Below are 20571 nucleotides of genomic sequence, written 5' to 3'. Positions count from 1 at the left end.
CGCCCCTATGATGGGACAGCGGCAGTGATTAGGAAGCAATAATGAAACAAATCAAAGTACTGGCACAATATTACGTTGATCTGCTAGTCAAACTCGGACTGGTAAGGTTTAGTTTGTTACTGGCATTGGCCCTCGTCGCCCTTGCCGTTGTGGTGCAAATAGGCGTCACCTTGGTGTTGCAGGGGGAAGTGCTAGATATTGATATTGTCCGCTCTGTCTTCTTCGGCTTGCTGATCACTCCTTGGGCTGTTTATTTTCTCTCGGTGGTGGTGGATCAGCTCGAAGAGTCCCGTCAGCGTTTGTCAAAGCTGGTCACCAAGCTTGAAGTAATGCGCTCACGAGATATGCAGCTCAATAAGCAGCTGCAGGATAATATTAGCAAGTTGAGTCAAGAAATCGAAGAGCGGGAAAAAGCCGAAGAGGCCCGCCAGGAAGCGATACGGGATCTGGAAAACGAGGTCTACCAACGCGAAAATGCTCAGCTAGAGCTGGCTGAACAAAGCGCCTTGCTCAAGTCTTTTCTCGACGCCTCGCCGGATCTGATCTATCACCGCAATGAAAAGGGCCAGTTCTCAGGTTGTAACCGGGCGATGGAAGAGCTGACCAACCGGACCGAGAAGCAACTGGTTGGCCTTACCCCTAGAGATGTATACAGCGAAGAGATCGCCCGTAAAATTACTGAGACCGATCAGCAAGTATTTCAGAATAATGTCCCACTGACCTATGAGCAGTGGTTGGAGTATCCTGATGGTCGCAAGGCTATATTTGAACTGCGCAAGGTGCCTTTCTATAGCCGTGATGGACGTCGCTTGGGCTTGATGGGTTTTGGCCGTGACATTACCGAGCGAAAGCAATACCAAGATGCCCAGGAAAAAGCGAGTCGAGACAAGACTGCATTCATTTCGACCATCAGCCACGAATTACGCACGCCACTTAATGGCATTGTTGGCCTGAGCCGGATGTTGCTGGAGACCAAGCTCGACCAAGAGCAGAGTGACTACATGCGCACTATTCATGTCAGCGCGATCACTTTGGGGCACATCTTTAATGATATCATTGACATGGATAAATCAGACCGCCGTCGCCTTGAGTTGATGCCCAAGCCTCTGGACTTTCATGACTTTGTCGCCGAGATGGAGAATATCTCGGCCTTGATGGCGAGCCAGAAAGGCTTGCGCTTTGATTTAGAAAGGCTGTCAGAATTGCCGGAGTGCATTGAAGTTGATGGTACCCGGTTGCGCCAGGTGCTGTGGAATCTGATCAGCAATGCGACCAAGTTCACCAAGGATGGCGGTGTGGTGATGTCGGTCAGTAGTGAAGTGGATGATCAGCAAGCTCATATTACCTTCGAGGTTGAAGATAGTGGGATAGGGATCCCGGCGACAGAGCTCGACAAAATTTTTGCCATGTATTACCAGGTGAAGGATGAGGACGATAATCTGCATGCGGTCGGTACCGGAATAGGATTGTCGGTTTCGCGTCAGTTGGTACAGATGATGGGCGGCGATATTACGGTCAGCTCGGAAGTCGGTGAGGGCAGTACGTTTACCGTGACGATTACCGTCCCACTGGTAGAGCTGGCGGTGGAAGAGGAAGCCTTGCCAGTCACCCCGCAGATCAGCCTTAATATCTTTATGGTTGAGGATATCGAGCTCAACATTACCGTTGCCAAGGCGTTGCTGGAAAGCTTGGGTCACGAAGTGACGGTAGCGATGCGTGGTGATGAGGCGCTATCGATGTTTGATCCTGAAGCCTATGATTTGGTGCTGCTTGATATTCAGCTGCCGGATATGACAGGCTTTGATGTGGCAGCCAAACTGCGCGAGCGGTTTGATTATCTACCAGCACTGGTGGCACTGACCGCTAATGTGATTAAAGATAAGAGTGAATATTTGGCCAAAGGTATGGATGATGCACTTAGCAAGCCGCTGAGCGTCAAGGCTATTACGGAAGTGATCCAGCGTTTGGTACTGACTTGCCCATTGGATGAGGAAGAAGGAGAAGAGCTGGTGATAGAAAATAAAAACTCGCAGATAGTCAGCGATGAGATGGTCAACACCTTGCTGGATTTGGAAATGCTGACGTCCTATGTGGAAATTGTCGGTACTAAGCCGGTGTATGACAGCATCGCGATGTTTGAGGACAAGATGCCGGAATACATTGCGATCCTCGACTCGAACATGACAGCCAAGGATCAGGATGGCATCAAGTTTGAAGCGCACAAGATAAAAGGCGCGGCGGGCTCTATTGGCCTCAAGCATATCCAGCAGGTCGCCCAGAAGGCTCAGTCTCCTGAATTGCCAGCTTGGTGGGAGAATATCAATGATTGGGTCGATGAAATCAAAGATGGCTACCACAATGATCTTAAGGTGCTCAAAGACTGGCTAGCCCAGCAGGAGTAAGCATGATGCGAACTGATGCAAAAACATTGCTGTTAGCTGCGGGGATTCTTTTCGTTGCTGGATGCGGTGACATGACAAAAGACAAAGAGGCGGAAGGTCAGCAGCCAACTGCTGCCGAGGAACAAGCCGAGCAGGTAGAGCCTCAGATTGAGGATGTGCCGGCCACTTTACCAGCAGAAGTTGATATCTGGCAGTCACCGCAAGAGCTGGTGTTGTCGGATGCTACCGTCTATCTGGGCAGTGAATTGTGGCTCAATAGTATGCCGGTGATCGGTGACGACGGTAGTCAACCTGCCAATAAGTTGCATGCCTCCATTCGCTTGCTGACGCGTGATATGAAGCCACTACCTAAAGGGGTGGAAATACTGCAGGTGATGGTAGCGCAGGAAGAGCAGCAATGGTTGGGGCAGGAGAACCTTGACGTTCGATCGGAAGGCGAAATGAGCTTGGAAGTAAGCTTGCGTGGGGGGCCTGAATGGCTACCGGGCAGCAAGGCTGATATTGCGGTAACGGTACTCTATCAAGGTCAAGAGCAGGTGTTAATTCAGCGCGGTGTGTTGATCAGCCAGGTGTTCTGATCGGGTGGGACTGTGAACAACGGCTTTACTTCAGCGAATACAAAGAAGGCTCCGGAAGGAGCCTTTTTTGTTATGTGTGCGTTGGATATGGAATTATTCTTCTTCCAGATCGCCGCAAAAACGATAACCTTCACCGTGGATCGTCGCGATAATTTCCGGGGTATCAGACACTGATTCGAAATGTTTGCGGATACGGCGGATCGTTACGTCAACGGTACGGTCGTGTGGCTTAAGCTCACGGCCGGTCATTTTCTTCAGTAGCTCGGCACGTGTCTGGATCTTACCTGGGTTTTCACAGAAGTGAAGCAGGGCACGGAACTCAGAGCGTGGCAGCTTAAACTGATCGCCGCTTGGGCTAACCAGAGAGCGGCTGTTGATTTCTAGCGACCAGTCGTTGAACTCGTAACGCTCAACCATGCGCTTGTCTTCCGTTGGCAAGCCTTGGTTCATGGCACGAGTTAGCAGGTTACGAGCACGGATAGTCAGCTCACGAGGGTTGAACGGCTTGGTGATGTAGTCATCGGCACCGATTTCTAAACCGAGGATTTTGTCTACTTCGTTGTCACGGCCAGTCAGGAACATCAACGCCATATCGCCCTGCTCGCGAAGCTCGCGCGCAAGAAGCAGGCCATTTTTACCTGGTAGGTTGATATCCATGATCACCAAATGAACAGGGTGCTCAGAAAGCATCTGGTGCATTTCTGCGCCATCATTGGCTTCGAAAACAGTGTAACCCTCTGCCTCAAAGATGCTTTTAAGGGTGTTACGTGTTACGTGCTCGTCTTCTACAATTAGAATGTGAGGGGTTTGCATTGGCAGTACCTAATTTCTCAAAACGGAATCTGGTCAAAAACAGAATAGTAAAATTCTATATAAAAAATTCACATACAGGCAAAAACTTGGGAGAAATACGTGCTTTATTGTATTGCTCACAAAACCTGTTGGTACGCCATCCATTTATCCAGCTCATCAAGCAATGATGATTTTCGCTGAAAAAGCCCAAACTAAGGGGCATTGGCTACAATTTCCGTGGGATGGCGACGATTGTATTCACTTAACAGCTCGCTAACAATATAAGCGTTTTGTTTCCGGGCTGCTTTCGGGCACTTTATTGATTTACATCAAACAGAGTGAAGCGCATTACGACTCTTCACTTTGCTTAACATTCGCTACAAAAAAGTGCATCGTCTTTTGGGTGTCGTTCTTTATGTGTGAAAAAAACTCGCTGTGGTGTAGCTATCAGTCGATCGTCTTTAACATCGGGTAACACCCTGCTTACCATTACTTTGCAATTCTAACAGCATTTAACCCGAGAAGCATTGTTCTTAGTGATAAACGCAACCTAGTTCGCCATCGCCAGCTGGAACTGTCACTTAGGATGCAATGCGCTGAGATATTGCCCGTAAGCTGCCGTTCACCTGATGGGCAATGGCAGGAGCTGGGCTTTGTGGTTCCCATGACCCAAGAGGCGGCATGCCGGGAAGCTGCTCGCTGGGAGCAGAATGCCATTTACTGGGTGGAAGATAACGAGCTGTTTTTAGTGCCGGTTTTGCTCGAAGGCGTACAGACACAAAGATTGGGTGATTGGTCTAGCTTTCTCTACACTTAACGTAGCCCCAAGGATCGGGGGATGACTCGGCCCAGAGAGGGAAGACCACAAAGATAATAAAGGAGCCTGCAATGAAAGATTTGACCCCGGATTTGTGCGATAACTTTGAACAGGATGTACGCTGGTTGCCGCTGAGCTTACAGAACTATGGCGGGCATAGCGTATTCTACGGCGAGGTGGTGACCTTGCGTTGCTTTGAAGATAACAGCATGGTGCGCGATATACTTTCCCGTAACGGTAAAGGGAAGGTGTTGTTTATTGATGGCCACGCCTCTTGCAGCAAAGCGCTGTTGGGTGATCAACTGGCGATACTGGCCCAGAAAAATGGTTGGGAAGGTATCATTATTAACGGTGCGGTGCGGGATGTCGGGATCATTTCTACTCTAGATATCGGCGTCAAGGCGCTGGCGACCTGTCCGGTCAAAACGGTCAAGCGACAGACCGGAGAGGAAAATGTGACTCTGACTGTAGCCCATACCCTGGTGTACCCTGGTGATATGCTGTATGCCGATCTTAATGGGGTGGTATTTAGCAAACAGCCACTGGATCTCTCGGTGATTAATACCAATCTGGATAAGTAGTTGATCAAGTATTTGCACTGGAAAAATCGTTGTTATCAAGGCAGATGTTGCAGTAACTAGTTGCTCTAATTACAAAATATCTAACGTAGAGAACAGCGATTTTAACTTGTAAGACTGATCAAATATTTATGTAGGTTGGTATAATACCTAGCCCTTGATATTTAACCATATCAAAACGCCTGGCAAAGCCAGGCGTTTGTCGATGAGTGGTGGTCGATCGCTAGAATCGAAAGCCGATACCGAACTGGTAGATTTGCTCAAGCCCTTCGTAGTCGAGGGTGGCATGTAAATTGAGCTTTTCCGTGACTTCATAATTACTTGTTACCTCTACACCCATTACTGTGTCTTGGTCTTGTGTTTCAGAAGTTACGGCACTTTGTAAACTCAGCTTAGGGGTGAAGCTATATTTCACGCCTGATAACATCCCACGGCTGGCCGCCTGGCTTTCGTTGCCGCTTTTCAGTCGGGTACTGAGGTAGACCTCGGTATTGTCTGAAATAGAATAGGCATAGCCGCTGTCGATTTGCCACAGATCGAACTGCTCTGCTCCCTTGGACTGGGATGACATAAACCACCCAGAAGATGAGTTATCGTCCAGTATTTGTAATAGTCTGCTTTCTGCTGCTGTTGTTGGTAACGCCACTACCAGCAGGGCAATTGTGATTAGCCATGTACGCATTCATCACCTTCCCTGTTTTTTTATTGTGTTTTTTTGTGTTTATCCTTATCAAAATAATACTAGGTCAAGTAGTACATAATTGAAACAACGCTTTTTCATTGCTGAGACATTTTGTCAGTTTTCTAGTTGTCTTTTTTGGCCCGTCAGTCGTTGCTGACTGCTGTACGGGAAAACATCGTCAAATTGCCCTTCTTTGATATTGTGTTGCAGCTGCTGCCAGTAATGGGGTTCGAACAGATCACTGTGTAGTTCATTGAACAGCTGCCGTACCTTCGGGTTGATCAGCAGGAAGGTTCTGAATTCTTCGGGAAAAACATCATTGACTCCAACACTGTACCAAGGCTCTGCTGCCATTTCATCTTCCGGGTAACGTGGAGGCGGGATGTGGCGGAAGTTCATCTCCGTCATATAGCTGATTTCGTCGTAGTCATAGAATACCACCCGCTTGTGACGGGTCACGCCGAAGTTTTTAAATAGCATATCGCCGGGGAAAATGTTGGCGGCTGCCAGTTGCTTGATGGCCTTGCCGTATTCGTCGACCGCATGGCGCAGATCATCATCGTTTGCCTGTTCAACATAGAGGTTGAACGGGATCATACGTCGCTCTATGTAGAGGTGTTTGATCAGGATCTGCTTCTCGGTAACCTTGACGATTGAAGGGGCAACTTCAAGTAACTCTTCCAGTAATTCATCGCTGAAGCGTTCACGGTCAAAGCTGAAGTTTCGGTACTCTTGGGTATCGGCCATTCGGCCGACTCGATCATGCTCTTTTACCAACCGATACTTTTCCTTGACCACGGCATGGCTTATCTCTTTTTGTGGTGCAAATTTGTCTTTAATAATCTTGAACACGAATCCGTAGGACGGCAGGGTGAACACGGACATGACCATCCCTTTGATCCCCGGTGCCAAAACGAACTGGTCATCGGAGTGTTCGATATGGTGCAGGAATTCACGGTACAACTCGGTTTTACCGTGCTTTTGGCAGCCGATAGCGGTATAGAGTTCGGCCTTGGTCTTGTTGGGCATCAGTTCGTTCAGAAAGCGTACCAAGGCGGCTGGTGCGGGCGCGTAAACCATGAAATAAGAGCGGGCGAAACCAAACAGGATACTGGCCGCATCGACATCCACTAGGCAGGCATCGACAACCAGTTTGTTTTCGTCCGTGGTGAGAATAGGGAGCACGATAGGCAGATGGTGATGGTCGTCGAAGCGGATCCGGCCAACCAGATAAGCCGCCTTGTTACGGAAAAAAGGTTCACGGATCATCTCTATGACTGGGGGGGGATTACCGAATGCAGCTAGGTGGTGGCTGATGCGTTCGCCGAGCAGTTGGATGTCACGTTGTTTGTCCTCCCACTCCAGACTGAATGGCGTATCGTCAAGGATCCGCGCCAGCAAGGTATCGAGACTCGCGCCGGTGTTGTACAAACGGCTTAGGTTAGTTGGGTAGGTCGGAACCCGGTCTTCCTGCGAGCTATGAACAAAGAGTTTGTCGCGTTTGATATTGCGGTGCTCGAAGATCCGGCAATAGACGGAATTGAAAAAGCTCTCGGCAATATCGTAGCGGGGATAGTCGAGCAGAAGATCTTCGTAGGCGTTTTTCACTGCCATCAGGAAGGCATGGTTGGCATAGCGTTTGCCCAGCATAATGGTGATTTGGCTGGTAACAAGGCCAACATGGTGATCGTAGAACTTAATACGGGTTTTGAGCGCCTGCTGGACCGCCGGCCAATTCTGGCTTTCGAAACGTTCCTGTGCACCGGCGGTGACATCCAAAAATCGACCATACATGGCATCGAAACCTTGCAGTATCGTATGTGCGACAAGTTGTTCCATTGCTGCTGTCATCCGGGCTCCCTAATTCTACAGAAGTGAAGTTAGCCTATAAGTACCGGCACGGTGTCGCCTTTAATTGGCGGACTATTCCATTTTGATTAATTATTCACCGTTTCTACTATGCATGGAGTTTTGGGTAACTGCAATAATTTGATGCTAATTATACTGTTATGGTATGGCGATAACGTGCTAATTAGCTGCATTTTGATAGTTATTTCAACAAAAGGCGATAAGAATAAAGTTGACTCCGGTAGGTGATTACGGTAAACGTAAATGCATACATATTATCGAGTATCTGTTTAGGACAGCTATGTTTAACGCATTCAGCATGAATACAATCACCATTATTATTACCGGCACCATGGTTGCTGGGGTGGGCTGATGCGCAAAAGAATTGCAGAAAAGAGCCCACATCCCAAAACGATGTGGGCTTTTTTTTGACCAGATATTTCATCCTGGAGTGGCAACGTAGCGCCCAGGGGTACGTTTTAGGAAGTTGTGGGAGTAGGGAATGCGAGTATTTAAGTTTGGTGGTTCATCGTTGGCCGATGCTGACAGGTTTTCTCGGGCAGCAGATATCATTGCCAGTAATGCTCAGCAAGGGCCGGTATCTGTGGTGCTGTCGGCACCGGGAAAGGTCACTAATAAGTTGGTATCGGTCATTGAAAATAGCATCCAGTTTGGTGAAGCGGATGTACAATTGGCCGATCTGGAAGCGGTATTCAATGAACTGTTGGCAGGACTTAAAGCGGTTGAACCGGGTTTTGATAAAGCGGCTTTGGATACCAAATTAGCAAGCTCACTGGGCCAGTTACAGCAATACGTTCACGGTATTAAATTACTGGGCTTATGCCCTGATAATGTTTACGCCAAAATCATTAGCAAGGGAGAAAGGCTCTCGATTGTTATTATGCAGTCATTGCTGCAGGCTAAGGGCCATCAGGCCAGCTTGATTGATCCGGTTGCTTACCTGCTGGCGCACGGTGAATATCTGGAAGCTCATGTTGATATTGAAGCCTCGACCCAAAACTTCCGTCAAAATCCATTGCCGAAAGATCATATCAATATCATGCCGGGCTTTACAGCCGGTAACGAAAAAGGCGAATTGGTCACTCTTGGCCGTAATGGCTCTGATTACTCAGCGGCAGTATTGGCTGCCTGCCTGCGCGCAGAGAGTTGTGAAATCTGGACCGATGTCGATGGTGTTTATAGTTGTGATCCCCGTTTGGTACCTGATGCACGTCTACTGAAGTCTCTGAGTTACCAAGAAGCGATGGAGCTGTCTTACTTCGGAGCATCTGTCTTGCACCCGAAAACCATTGCCCCGATTGCTCAGTTCCACATTCCTTGCCTGATCAAAAACAGTTTTAACCCACAAGGTGACGGTACCTTGATTGGTCTTGATACCGGTGAAGATAAGCTGGATATCAAGGGGATCACTACCCTTAAAGATCTGACCATGGTCAATGTGTCCGGTCCGGGTATGAAGGGTATGGTCGGTATGGCGGCCCGCGTGTTTGGTGCCATGTCTTCGGCCGGTGTATCGATTGTTCTTATCACTCAGTCTTCGTCAGAGTACAGCATCAGCTTCTGTATCGAGAGTGAAGACAAGCTGGCGGCTCAGCGTGCGCTCAGGGAACATTTCGAACTGGAGCTGAAAGAAGGCCTGCTTGAGCCGGTAGAATTTATGGGCAACGTGGCTATCGTGACATTGGTCGGTGACGGTATGCGTACCTCCCGTGGTGTGGCGTCGCGCTTCTTCACCTCGCTGTCGGAAGTGGATGTCAACATTGTGGCCATTGCTCAGGGGTCTTCTGAGCGGGCGATCTCCGCGGTGATCCCGGATAACAAAGTGTCAGAGTCGGTAAAGGCCTGTCATGAGAACCTGTTCAATAGTCAGCATTTCCTCGACGTGTTCGTGATCGGTGTTGGCGGTGTTGGTGGCGAACTGGTGGATCAAATCCAGCGTCAGCAGGCCAAATTGGCCGAAAATGGTATTGTGATCCGGGTATGCGGCTTGGCCAACAGTAAGGGCTTGTTGCTAGACAACAATGGCCTGCCGCTGGACAACTGGCGTGATTCGATGGGCCAGGCCTCTGAGCCGCTGAGCCTCGCGCGGATGATCCAATTGGTAAGGCGACACCATGTGATCAATCCGATTGTGATTGATTGTACCTCCGATCAGGGGATTGCCGAGCAGTATGTCGACTTTCTATCGGCAGGTTTCCATGTGATCACTCCGAACAAGAAAGCCAATACGGCCAGCATGGCCTATTATCAGCAGCTCCGCCAGGCGGCACGTTCAATGCGTCGTAAGTTCATGTATGACACCACTGTAGGTGCAGGCCTACCGGTGATTGAAAACCTCCAGAACCTAATGGCTGCCGGTGATGAGCTCGAGCGCTTCTCGGGTATTCTGTCCGGTTCAATGTCCTTCATTTTCGGCAAGCTGGATGAAGGTATGAGTTTCAGTGAAGCGACGACAGTTGCACGTAACAATGGCTTTACCGAGCCGGATCCACGCGACGATCTGTCGGGGATGGATGTGGCCCGTAAGCTACTTATCCTGGCAAGGGAAGCGGGTATGGCTCTGGAACTGGAAGATGTGGTTGTCGAGCAGGCTCTACCGCCGGGCTTTGATGCCAAGGGCTCTGTTGATGACTTCATGGCCCGACTGCCTGAAGCCGATGCCTACTTTGCCAAACTGATAGAAGAAGCCGCGAGCGAAGGTAAGGTACTGCGCTATGTCGGTGAAATTACAGACGGTAAATGTGCGGTGAAGATGGCTGCCGTGAATCCGGATGATCCGATGTTTAAAATCAAGGATGGTGAGAATGCGCTGGCTTTCTACAGCCGCTACTACCAGCCAATCCCATTGGTGTTGAGAGGTTACGGTGCAGGTACTGAAGTGACGGCCGCAGGGGTATTTGCCGACTTGATGCGTACGCTGGGCTGGAAACTAGGAGTTTAAGATGAGTGTAGTGGTTTATGCACCGGCATCGATTGGTAATGTCAGTGTTGGTTTTGATGTGTTGGGCGCCGCGGTGTCCCCTATCGATGGTACCCTGCTGGGCGATCGAGTTTTGGCCGCAGAGGGTGAGCAGTCTTTCTCGCTGAACTGCGTCGGAGCATTTGTCGATAAACTGCCTAAACAAGCAGAAGAGAATATTGTCTACCGTTGCTGGCAGGTGTTTGCCCGTGAGCTTGATAAGAAAGGTGTAGCGCTCAAGCCTGTGGCCCTGACTTTAGAAAAGAACATGCCCATCGGCTCAGGCCTTGGATCGAGCGCCTGCTCTATTGTGGCAGCGCTTGATGCGCTTAACCGCTTTCATTATCAGCCGCTTGATGAGACTGAGTTATTGGCTCTGATGGGCGAGATGGAAGCGGAGATCTCCGGCAGCTTGCATTATGACAATGTAGCCCCCTGCTATTTGGGGGGCTTACAATTCATGGTCGAGGAGCTGGGTATTATCAGCCAGTCGGTTCCTTGTTTTGATGACTGGTACTGGGTGATGGCCTACCCAGGCATCAAGGTGCCGACTGCGGAAGCGCGGGCTATTTTGCCATCCCAGTACCGTCGTCAGGATGTCATTGCCCATGGCCGCTATTTAGGGGGCTTTATCCATGCTTGCCATTCAGAGCAGCCAGCGCTGGCCGCAAAAATGATCAAAGATGTGGTAGCCGAGCCATACCGTGAACGTTTACTTCCCGGTTTTGGCAATGCACGGCAGTATGCGCTGGAAGCTGGCGCTCTGGCTAGTGGGATCTCTGGCTCGGGGCCTACCATGTTTACCGTGTGTGATGACCTCGAAGTCGCAAAACGTATTGCACGATGGTTGCAAGATCATTATGTTCAGAATGAAGAAGGATTTGTCCATGTCTGTCGTTTGGACGGACAGGGCTCAAAAGTAACAGGAAGTGAGCTGTAACCATGAAGCTATATAACCTAAAAGATCATCAAGAGCAGGTTTCTTTCGGCCAGGCGGTACGTCAAGGTCTCGGAAGTAACCAAGGCTTGTTTTTCCCAGCGGAGCTGCCGTCTTTCGACAATGTCGATGCGTTGCTGGAGCAAGATTTTGTCAGCCGGAGTACCGCAATTCTATCGGCGTTTATCGGTGAGGAGCTGGCCGTTGATACTGTCTCCCAGATGGTCGGCAATGCGTTCCAGTTCACTGCACCGGTTAAGTCGGTCAAGGAAGGGGTGTACGCCCTTGAGCTGTTCCATGGCCCGACACTGGCCTTCAAGGATTTCGGTGGCCGATTTATGGCCCAGTCACTGGCCGCCGTTTCTGACAGCGATGGCAAAATCACTATCCTGACAGCGACATCCGGGGACACCGGTGCTGCTGTGGCCCACGCCTTCTACGGTATGGACAACATCAAGGTGGTTATCCTGTATCCGAAGGGTAAGATCAGCCCGTTGCAAGAAAAATTGTTTTGTACTCTAGGCGGTAATATTTCTACCGTTGCTGTCGAAGGTACATTTGATGACTGCCAGTCATTGGTTAAACAAGCGTTTGATGATGCTGCGTTGCGTAAGGAAGTTGGCCTGAACTCAGCTAACTCAATCAACATTAGCCGTTTGATGGCGCAGGTTTGCTATTATTTCGAAGCCGTTGCTCAATTACCGAAAGAGCAGCGAGAAGAACTGGTCATCGCGGTACCGAGTGGCAATTTCGGTAACTTAACTGCGGGCCTGCTGGCAAAAGCCATCGGCCTGCCAGTGAAACGCTTCATTGCCGCCACCAATGTCAATGATACCGTTCCGCGTTACCTGCAGACTGGTGAGTGGGCGCCGGCACCAACGGTACCGACTATCTCCAATGCTATGGATGTGAGCCAGCCTAACAACTGGCCGCGTATCGAAGAGCTTTGCCGCCTCAAAGGCTGGGGCCTTGATGAACTTGGCTACGGGGCTGTCGATGATGAGCAGACGGCTGAGACGTTGCGCCAGATGGAGCAGGAAGGTTACCTGTGCGAGCCGCACGGTGCCATTGCCTATCGTGTATTGAACGAGCAGCTGGCCGAAGGCGAAACCGGTTTATTCCTGTGTACCGCTCACCCCGCCAAGTTCAAAGAAGTGGTTGATGAGATCCTGGGCAAGGATATCGACCTGCCAGCTCCATTGGCTAAGCACAATGCCATGGAGTTGTTGTCGGTCGAGCGTGATAACGACTTTGACCAGCTGAAGGCGGTACTGCGTAGCGTCCAGTAAGGCGAACTCTTATCTCGCAAAACGAAAAGGGAGCCGAGCTCCCTTTTTTAGTACTTGATGTTATCGCATTTGATTAGGCGACTTGCTCGCTGCTAGTGGCATCGGTTTCAGTGCCAGTCACACCCGTCTCCCCACTCACCGCTTCGTCAGCAAATTTGTCGACCCATAATGCTAGCGCACCGTCACCGGTGATGTTACACGCGGTACCGAAACCGTCTTGTGCCAGGTGCAGGGCGATTTGCAGACCTATCATGGCTTCGGTAAACCCCATCATAGAACCGAGTAAGCCAACAGCGGCCATGACGGCACCACCCGGTGCACCCGGAGCGGCAACCATAGTGATGCCCAGCATGCCGATAAACGGCAAAGCTTCAATGAAACTCGGAACGGTGGCGTTCCCAGTTACCAAAATAACCGCAACGCAGACAGACGTGATGCTAATTGCTGAACCTGACATGTGGATGTTGGCACAAAGCGGCACCACGAAGTTGGCAATTGGCTTCTTTACACCGTTTGCTTGAGTTTGGCGCAAGGTTACCGGCAGGCTGGCCGCAGAAGACATGGTACCAATCGCTGTTATATAAGCCGGCAGCATGTTCTTTAAAAGCTTAAATGGTGAACGGCCCAGCAGTGCGCCTGTTGTTAGGAACTGTAGGCTTAGCCATAACCAGTGCAGAGCAATGATGAGTACGAGTACGAAGGTAAAGGTTTTCAGGGTTGAGAACACGGTACCTTGTATTGTCATATCGGCAAATACACCCGAGATGTAGAACGGCAGTGATGGCACCATGACTTTTGAAAGGAACAGCTCGATGATGTTGCGGCCTTCGTCGCTCAATTTGCGCATGGTGTCGCTATTGGTCGCCGTGATCCCTAAACCAAAGATAAAGGCAACAGCGAGGGCTGTCATCACCCCCATAATTGGTGGGATCTTCAGATCAATCAATGGCGATAAGGTACGTACTGCATCGCTAACCTCACCCGGGCTATGCAGTACGGATGGCAATACCTGGCTGGCAACCAAGTAAGCCATTGCACCAGCCCCCATGGTCGATAGATAGCTCAGGCCGACTGTTTTACCGAGTAGTTTGCCGGAGTTTTTCGGTAGGTTGGCAATGCCGCTAGTAACAAAAAATAGAATCAACAAAGGAATAGTGAAACCAATCAGCTGGCTGATCAGTGCTTTCATGGTAATAAGAATTTGCACTAGTAAATCAGGAGCAAACAGGCCGACAAGAATACCTGCCACAATACCTGCAAGAAGTTTTAGAATAAGTTTCATCGTCAAAGTTCCGATTGAGGAGTTTGAAAAATATTAAGGGTTTAATGCGTTCTAATTTGGCGGAGGGTGTTGTATCACTTCCCGGTAAGGGATGCCAAAAAAGCGGGCTTTTTATGTCGTACTAGCAGCAAAATTAAAAGTGTTTGCAGGTATTCCCTTCATAATGGTTAATTCTTTGACATAAATTAAGGTGATGAACTTCTGCTAGTAACATTTGGCGGGTTTTGCGTGCTAGCAAGCAAAAAAAGTAGCAGGGAAATAGTCTGCTATTGACAGAAGTGTAGATTTATTTTCTGATTTTTTACTTAATTTAATGGTTGTTCAATACTTTTTGCCTGTGGGTACAGATATTGGGTGGCAGGCAAGGCTGATCAAATATTTATGTAGCTTGGTATAAGCGGTGTGGGTTGAAACGGTGAAAGACGGGCGTAAAAAAACGGCACTCGTAGGTGCCGTTTTTGCTAACAGAAGCTGTAATTACAGGCTGTTAGTGAAAGTACGAGCGATAACGTCGCGCTGCTGCTCGGTAGTTAGAGAGTTGAAGCGTACCGCGTAGCCAGATACACGGATAGTCAGCTGTGGGTATTTTTCTGGGTGGTTAGCTGCATCTTCCAGTGTTTCACGCTTAAGAACATTAACGTTCAGGTGCTGACCGCCTTCGATCTTAGCGGGTGCTTCGATAGCGACTTCGCGCGACTCGTACTCACCTAGTTCCGCAGTCGGGATCACTTGGTCTGCTTCGAAGCCAGCAGAAGCGGCAACACAGCGTGCTTCGTTAGTCTCTGAATCAAGCAACCAGATTGAGTTTAGTAGGTCATCGTTAGCTGATTTGGTGATTTGAATACCTTGGATCATGACTTTCTTCTCCGTATAAGACTTATTTTTATGACCTAACCCCTGAGGTTTAAGCCTGATTTTGCAAAATTATGACTAGTGAAAAATATGACCGGATGTCGGTATTTATGATAATGAGAAGCCTTGTGAGCAAAAGGTTCCAACCGTCATGAGCCATATTTTTTAGTAGTTATAATTCACAATCTCCGCTTGCAGGGGATGTCGTTAGTTTTTTAATTTTCTTGTTGAGTTGCGTATTATATACCTCGGTGGTGATGATTGTGTATTGATTCAGATCAAATTACAACAAAAAACCTTAAATTGTGAAGGGCGATTTTATTGAGCTAGGTCAAATAAGCCGCACTTTTATTGATGATTAACTAATGTTTTATCATTTAAAAAATAGTTTAATGGATCATTTGTAGTAAAATTACATCATAAATTGAGCGCCATTCCCCTAACCTCTCGGAAAATGGATCCTTGTCTCGATCAATCTGTAAGCGCTGACGTTGATAAATAACGTACAATCGGTGCTTAAAATGAAAAACGTCAAAGTAGGAAAAAAATGAAATTAATTGGTGCGCACGTATCTGCTGCCGGAGGTGTACATAACTCACCAGAAAATGCCAACAAGCTTGGAGCCAATGCGTTTGCCCTATTCACCAAAAATCAGCGCCAATGGGCAGCCAAGCCACTGGAGCAGGATGTGGTTACGGCGTTCAAGGCGCGGTGCCAGCAATACGGCTTCAGCCCTGATGCTATTCTTCCCCATGACTCATACCTGATAAACCTTGGAGCACCAGAGAGTGAGAAGCTGGAAAAGTCGCGCAATGCGTTTATTGATGAAATGGCCCGCTGTCAGCAGTTGGGGTTGCACTTGTTAAACTTCCATCCTGGTAGCCATTTGAAAAAAATGCCAGAGAATGACTGCCTATCTTTGATTGCCGAGTCCATCAACCTTGCGCACGCCGAGGTACCCAATGTCGTCGCGGTGATTGAAAATACAGCAGGGCAGGGCAGCAACCTCGGCTGGCGCTTCGAGCAACTGGCTAGCATCATTGAGCAGGTTGAAGATAAATCTCGGATTGGGGTCTGCATCGATACTTGCCATGCCTTTGCCGCCGGTTATGACTTGCGCAGTGAAACGGCCACGGATAAGACGTTTGCTGAGTTTGATGAGGTTATCGGAATGGAATACCTGCGTGGTATGCACCTTAATGACTCTAAAGGTGGACTAGGGAGTCACCTTGACCGCCATCATAGTTTAGGGGAAGGCGAAATTGGTTGGGACTGCTTCCGCTACCTTATGAAAGATAGCCGGTTTGATAATATTCCATTGGTACTGGAAACCATCAATCCAGATATTTGGCAACAGGAAATCGCAACCTTGCGTTCGTTTATTCCTGAAGCCGAATGATATTTGCAATAATGGATCAACGAGCACCAATATAGGGCAATGTCGGCTGGGTTTTATTGGGTGATGTTTTTAAGTTGTTTGTTTTATAAGGTTATTTTTCTTCATCTTAACTTTGGCACTAATCTTTCATAGTTGCTTTTAGTGATAAAGCAAAGAGAGGGAAAGGTTATGAATAGTGAAATGATGATTTTGAATTATGGCGCCTCACGATTACCACAGGCTCACCGCCACATTCAGGGGCGGGGACATTGGCGTACGCCCATTACCCCTAAAGCGCGCTATCAAGTGGATTGAATACTGTGCACATCTTCTCCTTTTGATAAGCCTCTTATCCAGTTGAGTGGGTAGGGGCTTTGTTTTATCAGCTAAACCCATACAATAAGCAGCAAAAGTAATACCACAGGGTTTGGTATAAGAGGAGCAGAAAATGAGTGCTGTACTGAGCTGGCAAGATGTCATAGAAGCCGAACGCGATAAACTGTATTTCCAGCAAGTGGAGCAATATGTCGCATTAGAGCGAGCGGCTGGAAAAAATATATATCCCCCCCAAGAGGATGTATTCAGTGCGCTGATAGCGACACCGCTATCAGAGGTCAAGGTGGTGATTTTGGGACAGGATCCCTATCACGGTCCGGGTCAAGCGCATGGTTTAAGCTTTTCGGTCCGCCCCGGAGTGAAGATCCCGCCGTCTCTGGCCAACATGTACAAAGAGCTGATAACGGATATCGACGGCTTTGTCCCGCCAAATCATGGTTACCTGCAGAGCTGGGCTGAGCAGGGTGTGTTGTTGCTCAACACTGTGCTGACAGTAGAGCAGGGTAACGCCCACTCGCATGCCAAGATTGGCTGGGAGGTGTTTACTGACCGCCTGATTGAAGTGATTGATCAACATTGCGAGGGCGTTATTTTCTTGCTGTGGGGCGCACATGCCCAAAAGAAGGGAAAGAAAATCAATACCGAACGCCATCATGTGCTGCGTTCTGCCCATCCATCACCATTGTCTGCATACAGAGGATTCTTTGGCTGTAAGCATTTCTCTCAAACTAATCAGCTATTAAGACAGATGAATAAGCCAGCTATTAACTGGTTGCTGAAAGATTAAGCTTTACTTGTCAAGATGTATGGATAATGTAAAATATTTGCTCATTAAATAACCAAGATCAAGGTGCGTTATTTCATCTTTATATACACTTTCAGTAATGGAGTTGACTGGGAGGTTTATGCAATGATGCTGGATGATATTCACACTGAACATGGTTATATTTGCCGACTGTTGAAGATCCTACAACAGAAGTTGGTCGCGATACGAAATGGGCAAGAGGTTAACTATGGCCTGATCAAAGACATTGTGGATTATCTGCAGAACCATGCCGAATGTTGCCACCATCCTAAAGAGGATGTGCTCTACCATTATTATCAAGCTCACTATGCCGATAATGCTGGTCAGGTAGCAAGCCTGGAAAAAGAGCATGAAGAGCTGGCAAGATTAACTCAGGAATTTGCCGATACGGTTGATATGATCCTGATGGACGCGGTGATCCCACTCGATGTGTTTGCCGAAAAACTCAATGCTTTTGTTGTTAGCCAGTTTGCTCATTTGGAGTTTGAGGAAAAACACATTCTACCTTTGATCCGTAAGCACTTTACCCAAGAGGATTGGCTGGCGGTGTCACAACAGTATGAGAAGTGCGATTGCGACCCGCTATTTGGCGGCCAGGTTACCGAGCGTTACCGTCATTTAGCTGAGCGGTTGCAAGCATAATCGACGGAGTGACCAATATAAATGAAAGGGCCGGCGCTGAGCCGGCTCTTTGGTTGATCGTTTGGTCTTTACAGGCTAGAAATCAATATCTTCGTATGATGAATCTTTGAACATATCAATATCAGCCAATTCACGGCGCAACCTTTCCCTATCTTTTAGCGCTTCAATTTCACGCCACTTGCGTTTTACCGGCTTGCTACGAGCACCGCGTCTTGGCGTTTCTGTTGCAAGAATGTCATCGAATGCATAGCTGTCCATAGAGCACCTCTTCCTTACAATCGGTTCTATTTAAATATCATAGCAAGACCCAAAATAAAATTGATGTGTTTCGCAAATGTTACTTAACGATGAATATTTTATGTGCGGCAGGTCCCAATGCGAGCGGGGTTGTATAAAAAAGCACCGGAAAGAGAAAGGGTTAGCCGTTGCTTAGATGTGTGAAAAGTCAAAGATCGACACTCAATTCGCCAGTATTATGCGAGATAGGCAATATTCATGTAAGGGATGTTGATTTTTGCTGGTTATCTTTGCATGATCATCTGCCATCTGTAGTTATACCGTAATAGGTTAAGTTGGCAGGTGGCTATCTTCTTAAGCCTCTTGTTAACATCATGCCTACATCTAGCTGCGCTGGATAGCGGCCCACACTGGCTGGCGTGGCTCATGTGCCGCTGTCTTTTACCACATAATAAAACTAAGGTTGTAGTAACTGTTTTGTTTAATCGGCAGATTATTGTCAGGTTGGCAAGCGGGCTGAACCGATACTTTTTGCTTGCGGCCTGATTGGCCGGCTTCAGCTACTTATTGATTTCTAGAGGGTTCGACGTGTCAAGTCAGATTAATTTTTTGAACGATCTGTTATGGGGCTCAGTGCTCATTTATTTGCTGATTGGCGTTGGCGTGTTTTTTACCTATCGGTTGGGGTTTATTCAGTTCCGTCATTTTGGCCATATGTTCAGCGTGATGAAAAACAGTCGTAAGTCGGATAAGTCAGGTATTTCATCATTCCAAGCACTGTGTACCAGCCTGGCAGCCCGTGTCGGCACCGGTAACATGGCGGGTGTTGCTGTGGCGCTGACGCTTGGCGGCCCTGGTGCTATTTTCTGGATGTGGTTGATTGCCATGTTGGGTATGGCGACGGCGTTTGCCGAAAGCGCGCTAGCTCAGCTCTACAAGACCCGAGATGATGACGGTAACTACCGTGGTGGCCCTGCTTATTATATGGAAAAAGGGTTGGGCATGCGCTGGATGGGGGTTGTATTCTCCATCTTCCTTATTATTGCGTTTGGCTTGGTCTTCAACTCGGTTCAGGCTAATTCGATCACCCTTGCGATGAATGTCGCCTTCGGTTGGAACCCGGCTTATGTCGGCGTTGTGCTGGTGGTGATGGCCGGTGTGATTATTTTCGGCGGCCTGCGGACGATTGCCCGTACTGCCGAGATCCTGGTGCCTGCGATGGCCCTGTGTTACCTGGTGCTTGCCCTGTTCATCATGTTTACCAACCTTGGCAAGCTACCTGAAGTGCTGGGTTTGATTTTCCGTAGTGCGTTCGGCCTGGAAGAAGCGGCGTCGGGGGCGTTGGGCTACACTATTGCTCAGGGCATGATCAATGGCCTCAAGCGTGGCTTGTTCTCCAATGAAGCTGGTATGGGGTCGGCACCGAATGCTGCCGCTTCCGCCACGCCTTATCCACCACATCCTGCTTCTCAGGGATATGTGCAGATGCTCGGCGTATTCATGGACACCATTGTGATCTGTTCGGCGACGGTAGCGATTATCTTGATGTCGGGCGAGTATGTCCCGCATAGCGAGATCACTGGTATTGAGTTGACCCAGCGTGCTTTGAGCTCTCAGGTGGGCGGTTGGGGGGCCATTTTCATTGCCGTGGCGATCTTCTTCTTTGCTTTTACCTCCCTGGTGGCCAATTACTCATATGCCGAAACCAACTTGATTTTCCTCGAGCACAACCATAAAGCGGGCCTGACCGTGTTCCGGTTTGTGGTACTGGGTATGGTGATGTTCGGTGCGGTGGCCGATTTGCCGACGGTCTGGGCCATGGCGGATGTGTCAATGGGGATGATGGCGATAATCAATTTGATAGCTATTGTGCTGCTGTCCGGTACAGTGGTGAAACTGGCCAAGGATTACAACCAGCAGCTCAAGCAAGGGAAAGTCCCTACCTTTGATAGCAAGGATTACCCTGAGCTACACGCTCAGCTAGAAGAAGGGATCTGGGATCAGCCTAAAAAGGGGTGATTTACGCTAGCCATCGAATTTGACGATAGCAGTAATAGAAACGCTATGTTCCTTTTAACTGTTGCTGAAGACTTAACATCCTGTTTTCGTTAATTTCTTCAGTCACATCCATGTATC

General features: G+C 48.6%; 17 protein-coding genes and 1 other annotated feature. Of the genes, 11 read left to right on the top strand and 6 right to left on the bottom strand.

Annotated elements, in window-relative coordinates:
- Positions 1-41: 41 nt before the first annotated feature.
- Positions 42-2402: an aerobic respiration two-component sensor histidine kinase ArcB gene (gene arcB / locus NHN17_RS12770; RefSeq protein WP_255042945.1), complete on the top strand. Its 2361-nt coding sequence runs from the start codon at positions 42-44 to the stop codon at positions 2400-2402.
- 2 nt (positions 2403-2404) lie between these two features.
- Positions 2405-2980 carry a hypothetical protein gene (locus NHN17_RS12765; RefSeq protein WP_255042944.1) on the top strand — a complete coding sequence of 192 codons (576 nt, stop codon included), beginning with the start codon at positions 2405-2407 and terminating at the stop codon, positions 2978-2980.
- A gap of 93 nt (positions 2981-3073) precedes the next feature.
- Here NHN17_RS12765 and arcA read toward each other — a convergent pair whose 3' ends face one another.
- Positions 3074-3793 carry a two-component system response regulator ArcA gene (gene arcA, locus NHN17_RS12760; protein WP_255042943.1) on the bottom strand — a complete coding sequence of 240 codons (720 nt, stop codon included), beginning with the start codon at positions 3791-3793 and terminating at the stop codon, positions 3074-3076.
- Positions 3794-4271: 478 nt separating this feature from the next.
- On the opposite strand from arcA, the gene NHN17_RS12755 reads away from it, so the two are divergent.
- Both NHN17_RS12755 and NHN17_RS12750 read left to right on the top strand, forming a co-directional pair.
- Entirely contained in the window at positions 4272-4589 is a 318-nt protein-coding gene (locus NHN17_RS12755) for a DUF3293 domain-containing protein (RefSeq protein ID WP_255042972.1), read from the top strand.
- Between the two features lie 71 nt (positions 4590-4660).
- A complete protein-coding gene (locus NHN17_RS12750; RefSeq protein WP_255042942.1) occupies positions 4661-5170 on the top strand; it encodes a putative 4-hydroxy-4-methyl-2-oxoglutarate aldolase in 510 nt (169 codons plus the stop codon).
- A 220-nt stretch (positions 5171-5390) separates the two neighbouring features.
- Here NHN17_RS12750 and NHN17_RS12745 read toward each other — a convergent pair whose 3' ends face one another.
- Complete coding sequence (locus NHN17_RS12745) at positions 5391-5849, bottom strand: hypothetical protein (protein ID WP_255042941.1); 459 nt, start codon at positions 5847-5849, stop codon at positions 5391-5393.
- Positions 5850-5963: 114 nt separating this feature from the next.
- Positions 5964-7700 (bottom strand): bifunctional isocitrate dehydrogenase kinase/phosphatase, encoded by a 1737-nt coding sequence (gene aceK, locus NHN17_RS12740; protein ID WP_255042940.1) that lies wholly within the window; start codon positions 7698-7700, stop codon positions 5964-5966.
- 308 nt (positions 7701-8008) lie between these two features.
- Positions 8009-8128 (top strand) — a sequence feature (Thr leader region).
- A gap of 71 nt (positions 8129-8199) precedes the next feature.
- On the opposite strand from aceK, the gene thrA reads away from it, so the two are divergent.
- Genes thrA through thrC form a run of 3 tightly spaced genes read left to right on the top strand, consistent with a single transcriptional unit; the run spans position 8200 to position 12903 of the window.
- Positions 8200-10659, top strand: a complete 2460-nt coding sequence (thrA, locus tag NHN17_RS12735) for a bifunctional aspartate kinase/homoserine dehydrogenase I (protein WP_255042939.1) — start codon at positions 8200-8202, stop codon at positions 10657-10659.
- A gap of 1 nt (position 10660) precedes the next feature.
- The gene (gene thrB, locus NHN17_RS12730) at positions 10661-11617 is read left to right on the top strand and encodes a homoserine kinase (RefSeq protein WP_255042938.1); all 957 of its coding nucleotides are present in this window, start codon (positions 10661-10663) and stop codon (positions 11615-11617) included.
- Positions 11618-11619: 2 nt separating this feature from the next.
- Entirely contained in the window at positions 11620-12903 is a 1284-nt protein-coding gene (gene thrC / locus NHN17_RS12725; RefSeq protein WP_255042937.1) for a threonine synthase, read from the top strand.
- Positions 12904-12976: 73 nt separating this feature from the next.
- Here the strand turns inward: thrC and NHN17_RS12720 are convergent, their stop codons facing one another.
- Both NHN17_RS12720 and grcA read right to left on the bottom strand, forming a co-directional pair.
- On the bottom strand, positions 12977-14185 hold the full coding sequence (locus tag NHN17_RS12720; protein WP_255042936.1) for a dicarboxylate/amino acid:cation symporter: 1209 nt from the start codon (positions 14183-14185) through the stop codon (positions 12977-12979).
- 477 nt (positions 14186-14662) lie between these two features.
- Entirely contained in the window at positions 14663-15040 is a 378-nt protein-coding gene (gene grcA, locus NHN17_RS12715) for an autonomous glycyl radical cofactor GrcA (RefSeq protein WP_255042935.1), read from the bottom strand.
- Between the two features lie 544 nt (positions 15041-15584).
- Between grcA and nfo the strand changes: the two genes are divergently transcribed.
- From nfo to NHN17_RS12700, 3 genes are all read left to right on the top strand, one after another.
- Positions 15585-16436: a deoxyribonuclease IV gene (gene nfo, locus NHN17_RS12710; protein WP_255042934.1), complete on the top strand. Its 852-nt coding sequence runs from the start codon at positions 15585-15587 to the stop codon at positions 16434-16436.
- A 427-nt stretch (positions 16437-16863) separates the two neighbouring features.
- Complete coding sequence (gene ung / locus NHN17_RS12705) at positions 16864-17538, top strand: uracil-DNA glycosylase (RefSeq protein WP_255042933.1); 675 nt, start codon at positions 16864-16866, stop codon at positions 17536-17538.
- 123 nt (positions 17539-17661) lie between these two features.
- Positions 17662-18198 carry a hemerythrin domain-containing protein gene (locus tag NHN17_RS12700; protein ID WP_255042932.1) on the top strand — a complete coding sequence of 179 codons (537 nt, stop codon included), beginning with the start codon at positions 17662-17664 and terminating at the stop codon, positions 18196-18198.
- Between the two features lie 75 nt (positions 18199-18273).
- On the opposite strand, the gene NHN17_RS12695 is transcribed toward NHN17_RS12700, so the two are convergent.
- Complete coding sequence (locus NHN17_RS12695) at positions 18274-18456, bottom strand: DUF3545 family protein (RefSeq protein ID WP_255042931.1); 183 nt, start codon at positions 18454-18456, stop codon at positions 18274-18276.
- A gap of 567 nt (positions 18457-19023) precedes the next feature.
- On the opposite strand from NHN17_RS12695, the gene NHN17_RS12690 reads away from it, so the two are divergent.
- Positions 19024-20454, top strand: coding sequence for an alanine/glycine:cation symporter family protein (locus tag NHN17_RS12690; RefSeq protein ID WP_255042930.1), 1431 nt, complete (start codon positions 19024-19026; stop codon positions 20452-20454).
- The last annotated feature ends 117 nt before the right edge of the window (positions 20455-20571 follow it).

The sequence above is a fragment of the Photobacterium pectinilyticum genome (genome assembly GCF_024357955.1).
Classification (GTDB): domain Bacteria; phylum Pseudomonadota; class Gammaproteobacteria; order Enterobacterales; family Vibrionaceae; genus Photobacterium; species Photobacterium pectinilyticum.
The sequence above is the reverse complement of the archived record's forward strand: the minus strand, read 5'-3'. Positions and strand labels throughout refer to the sequence as shown.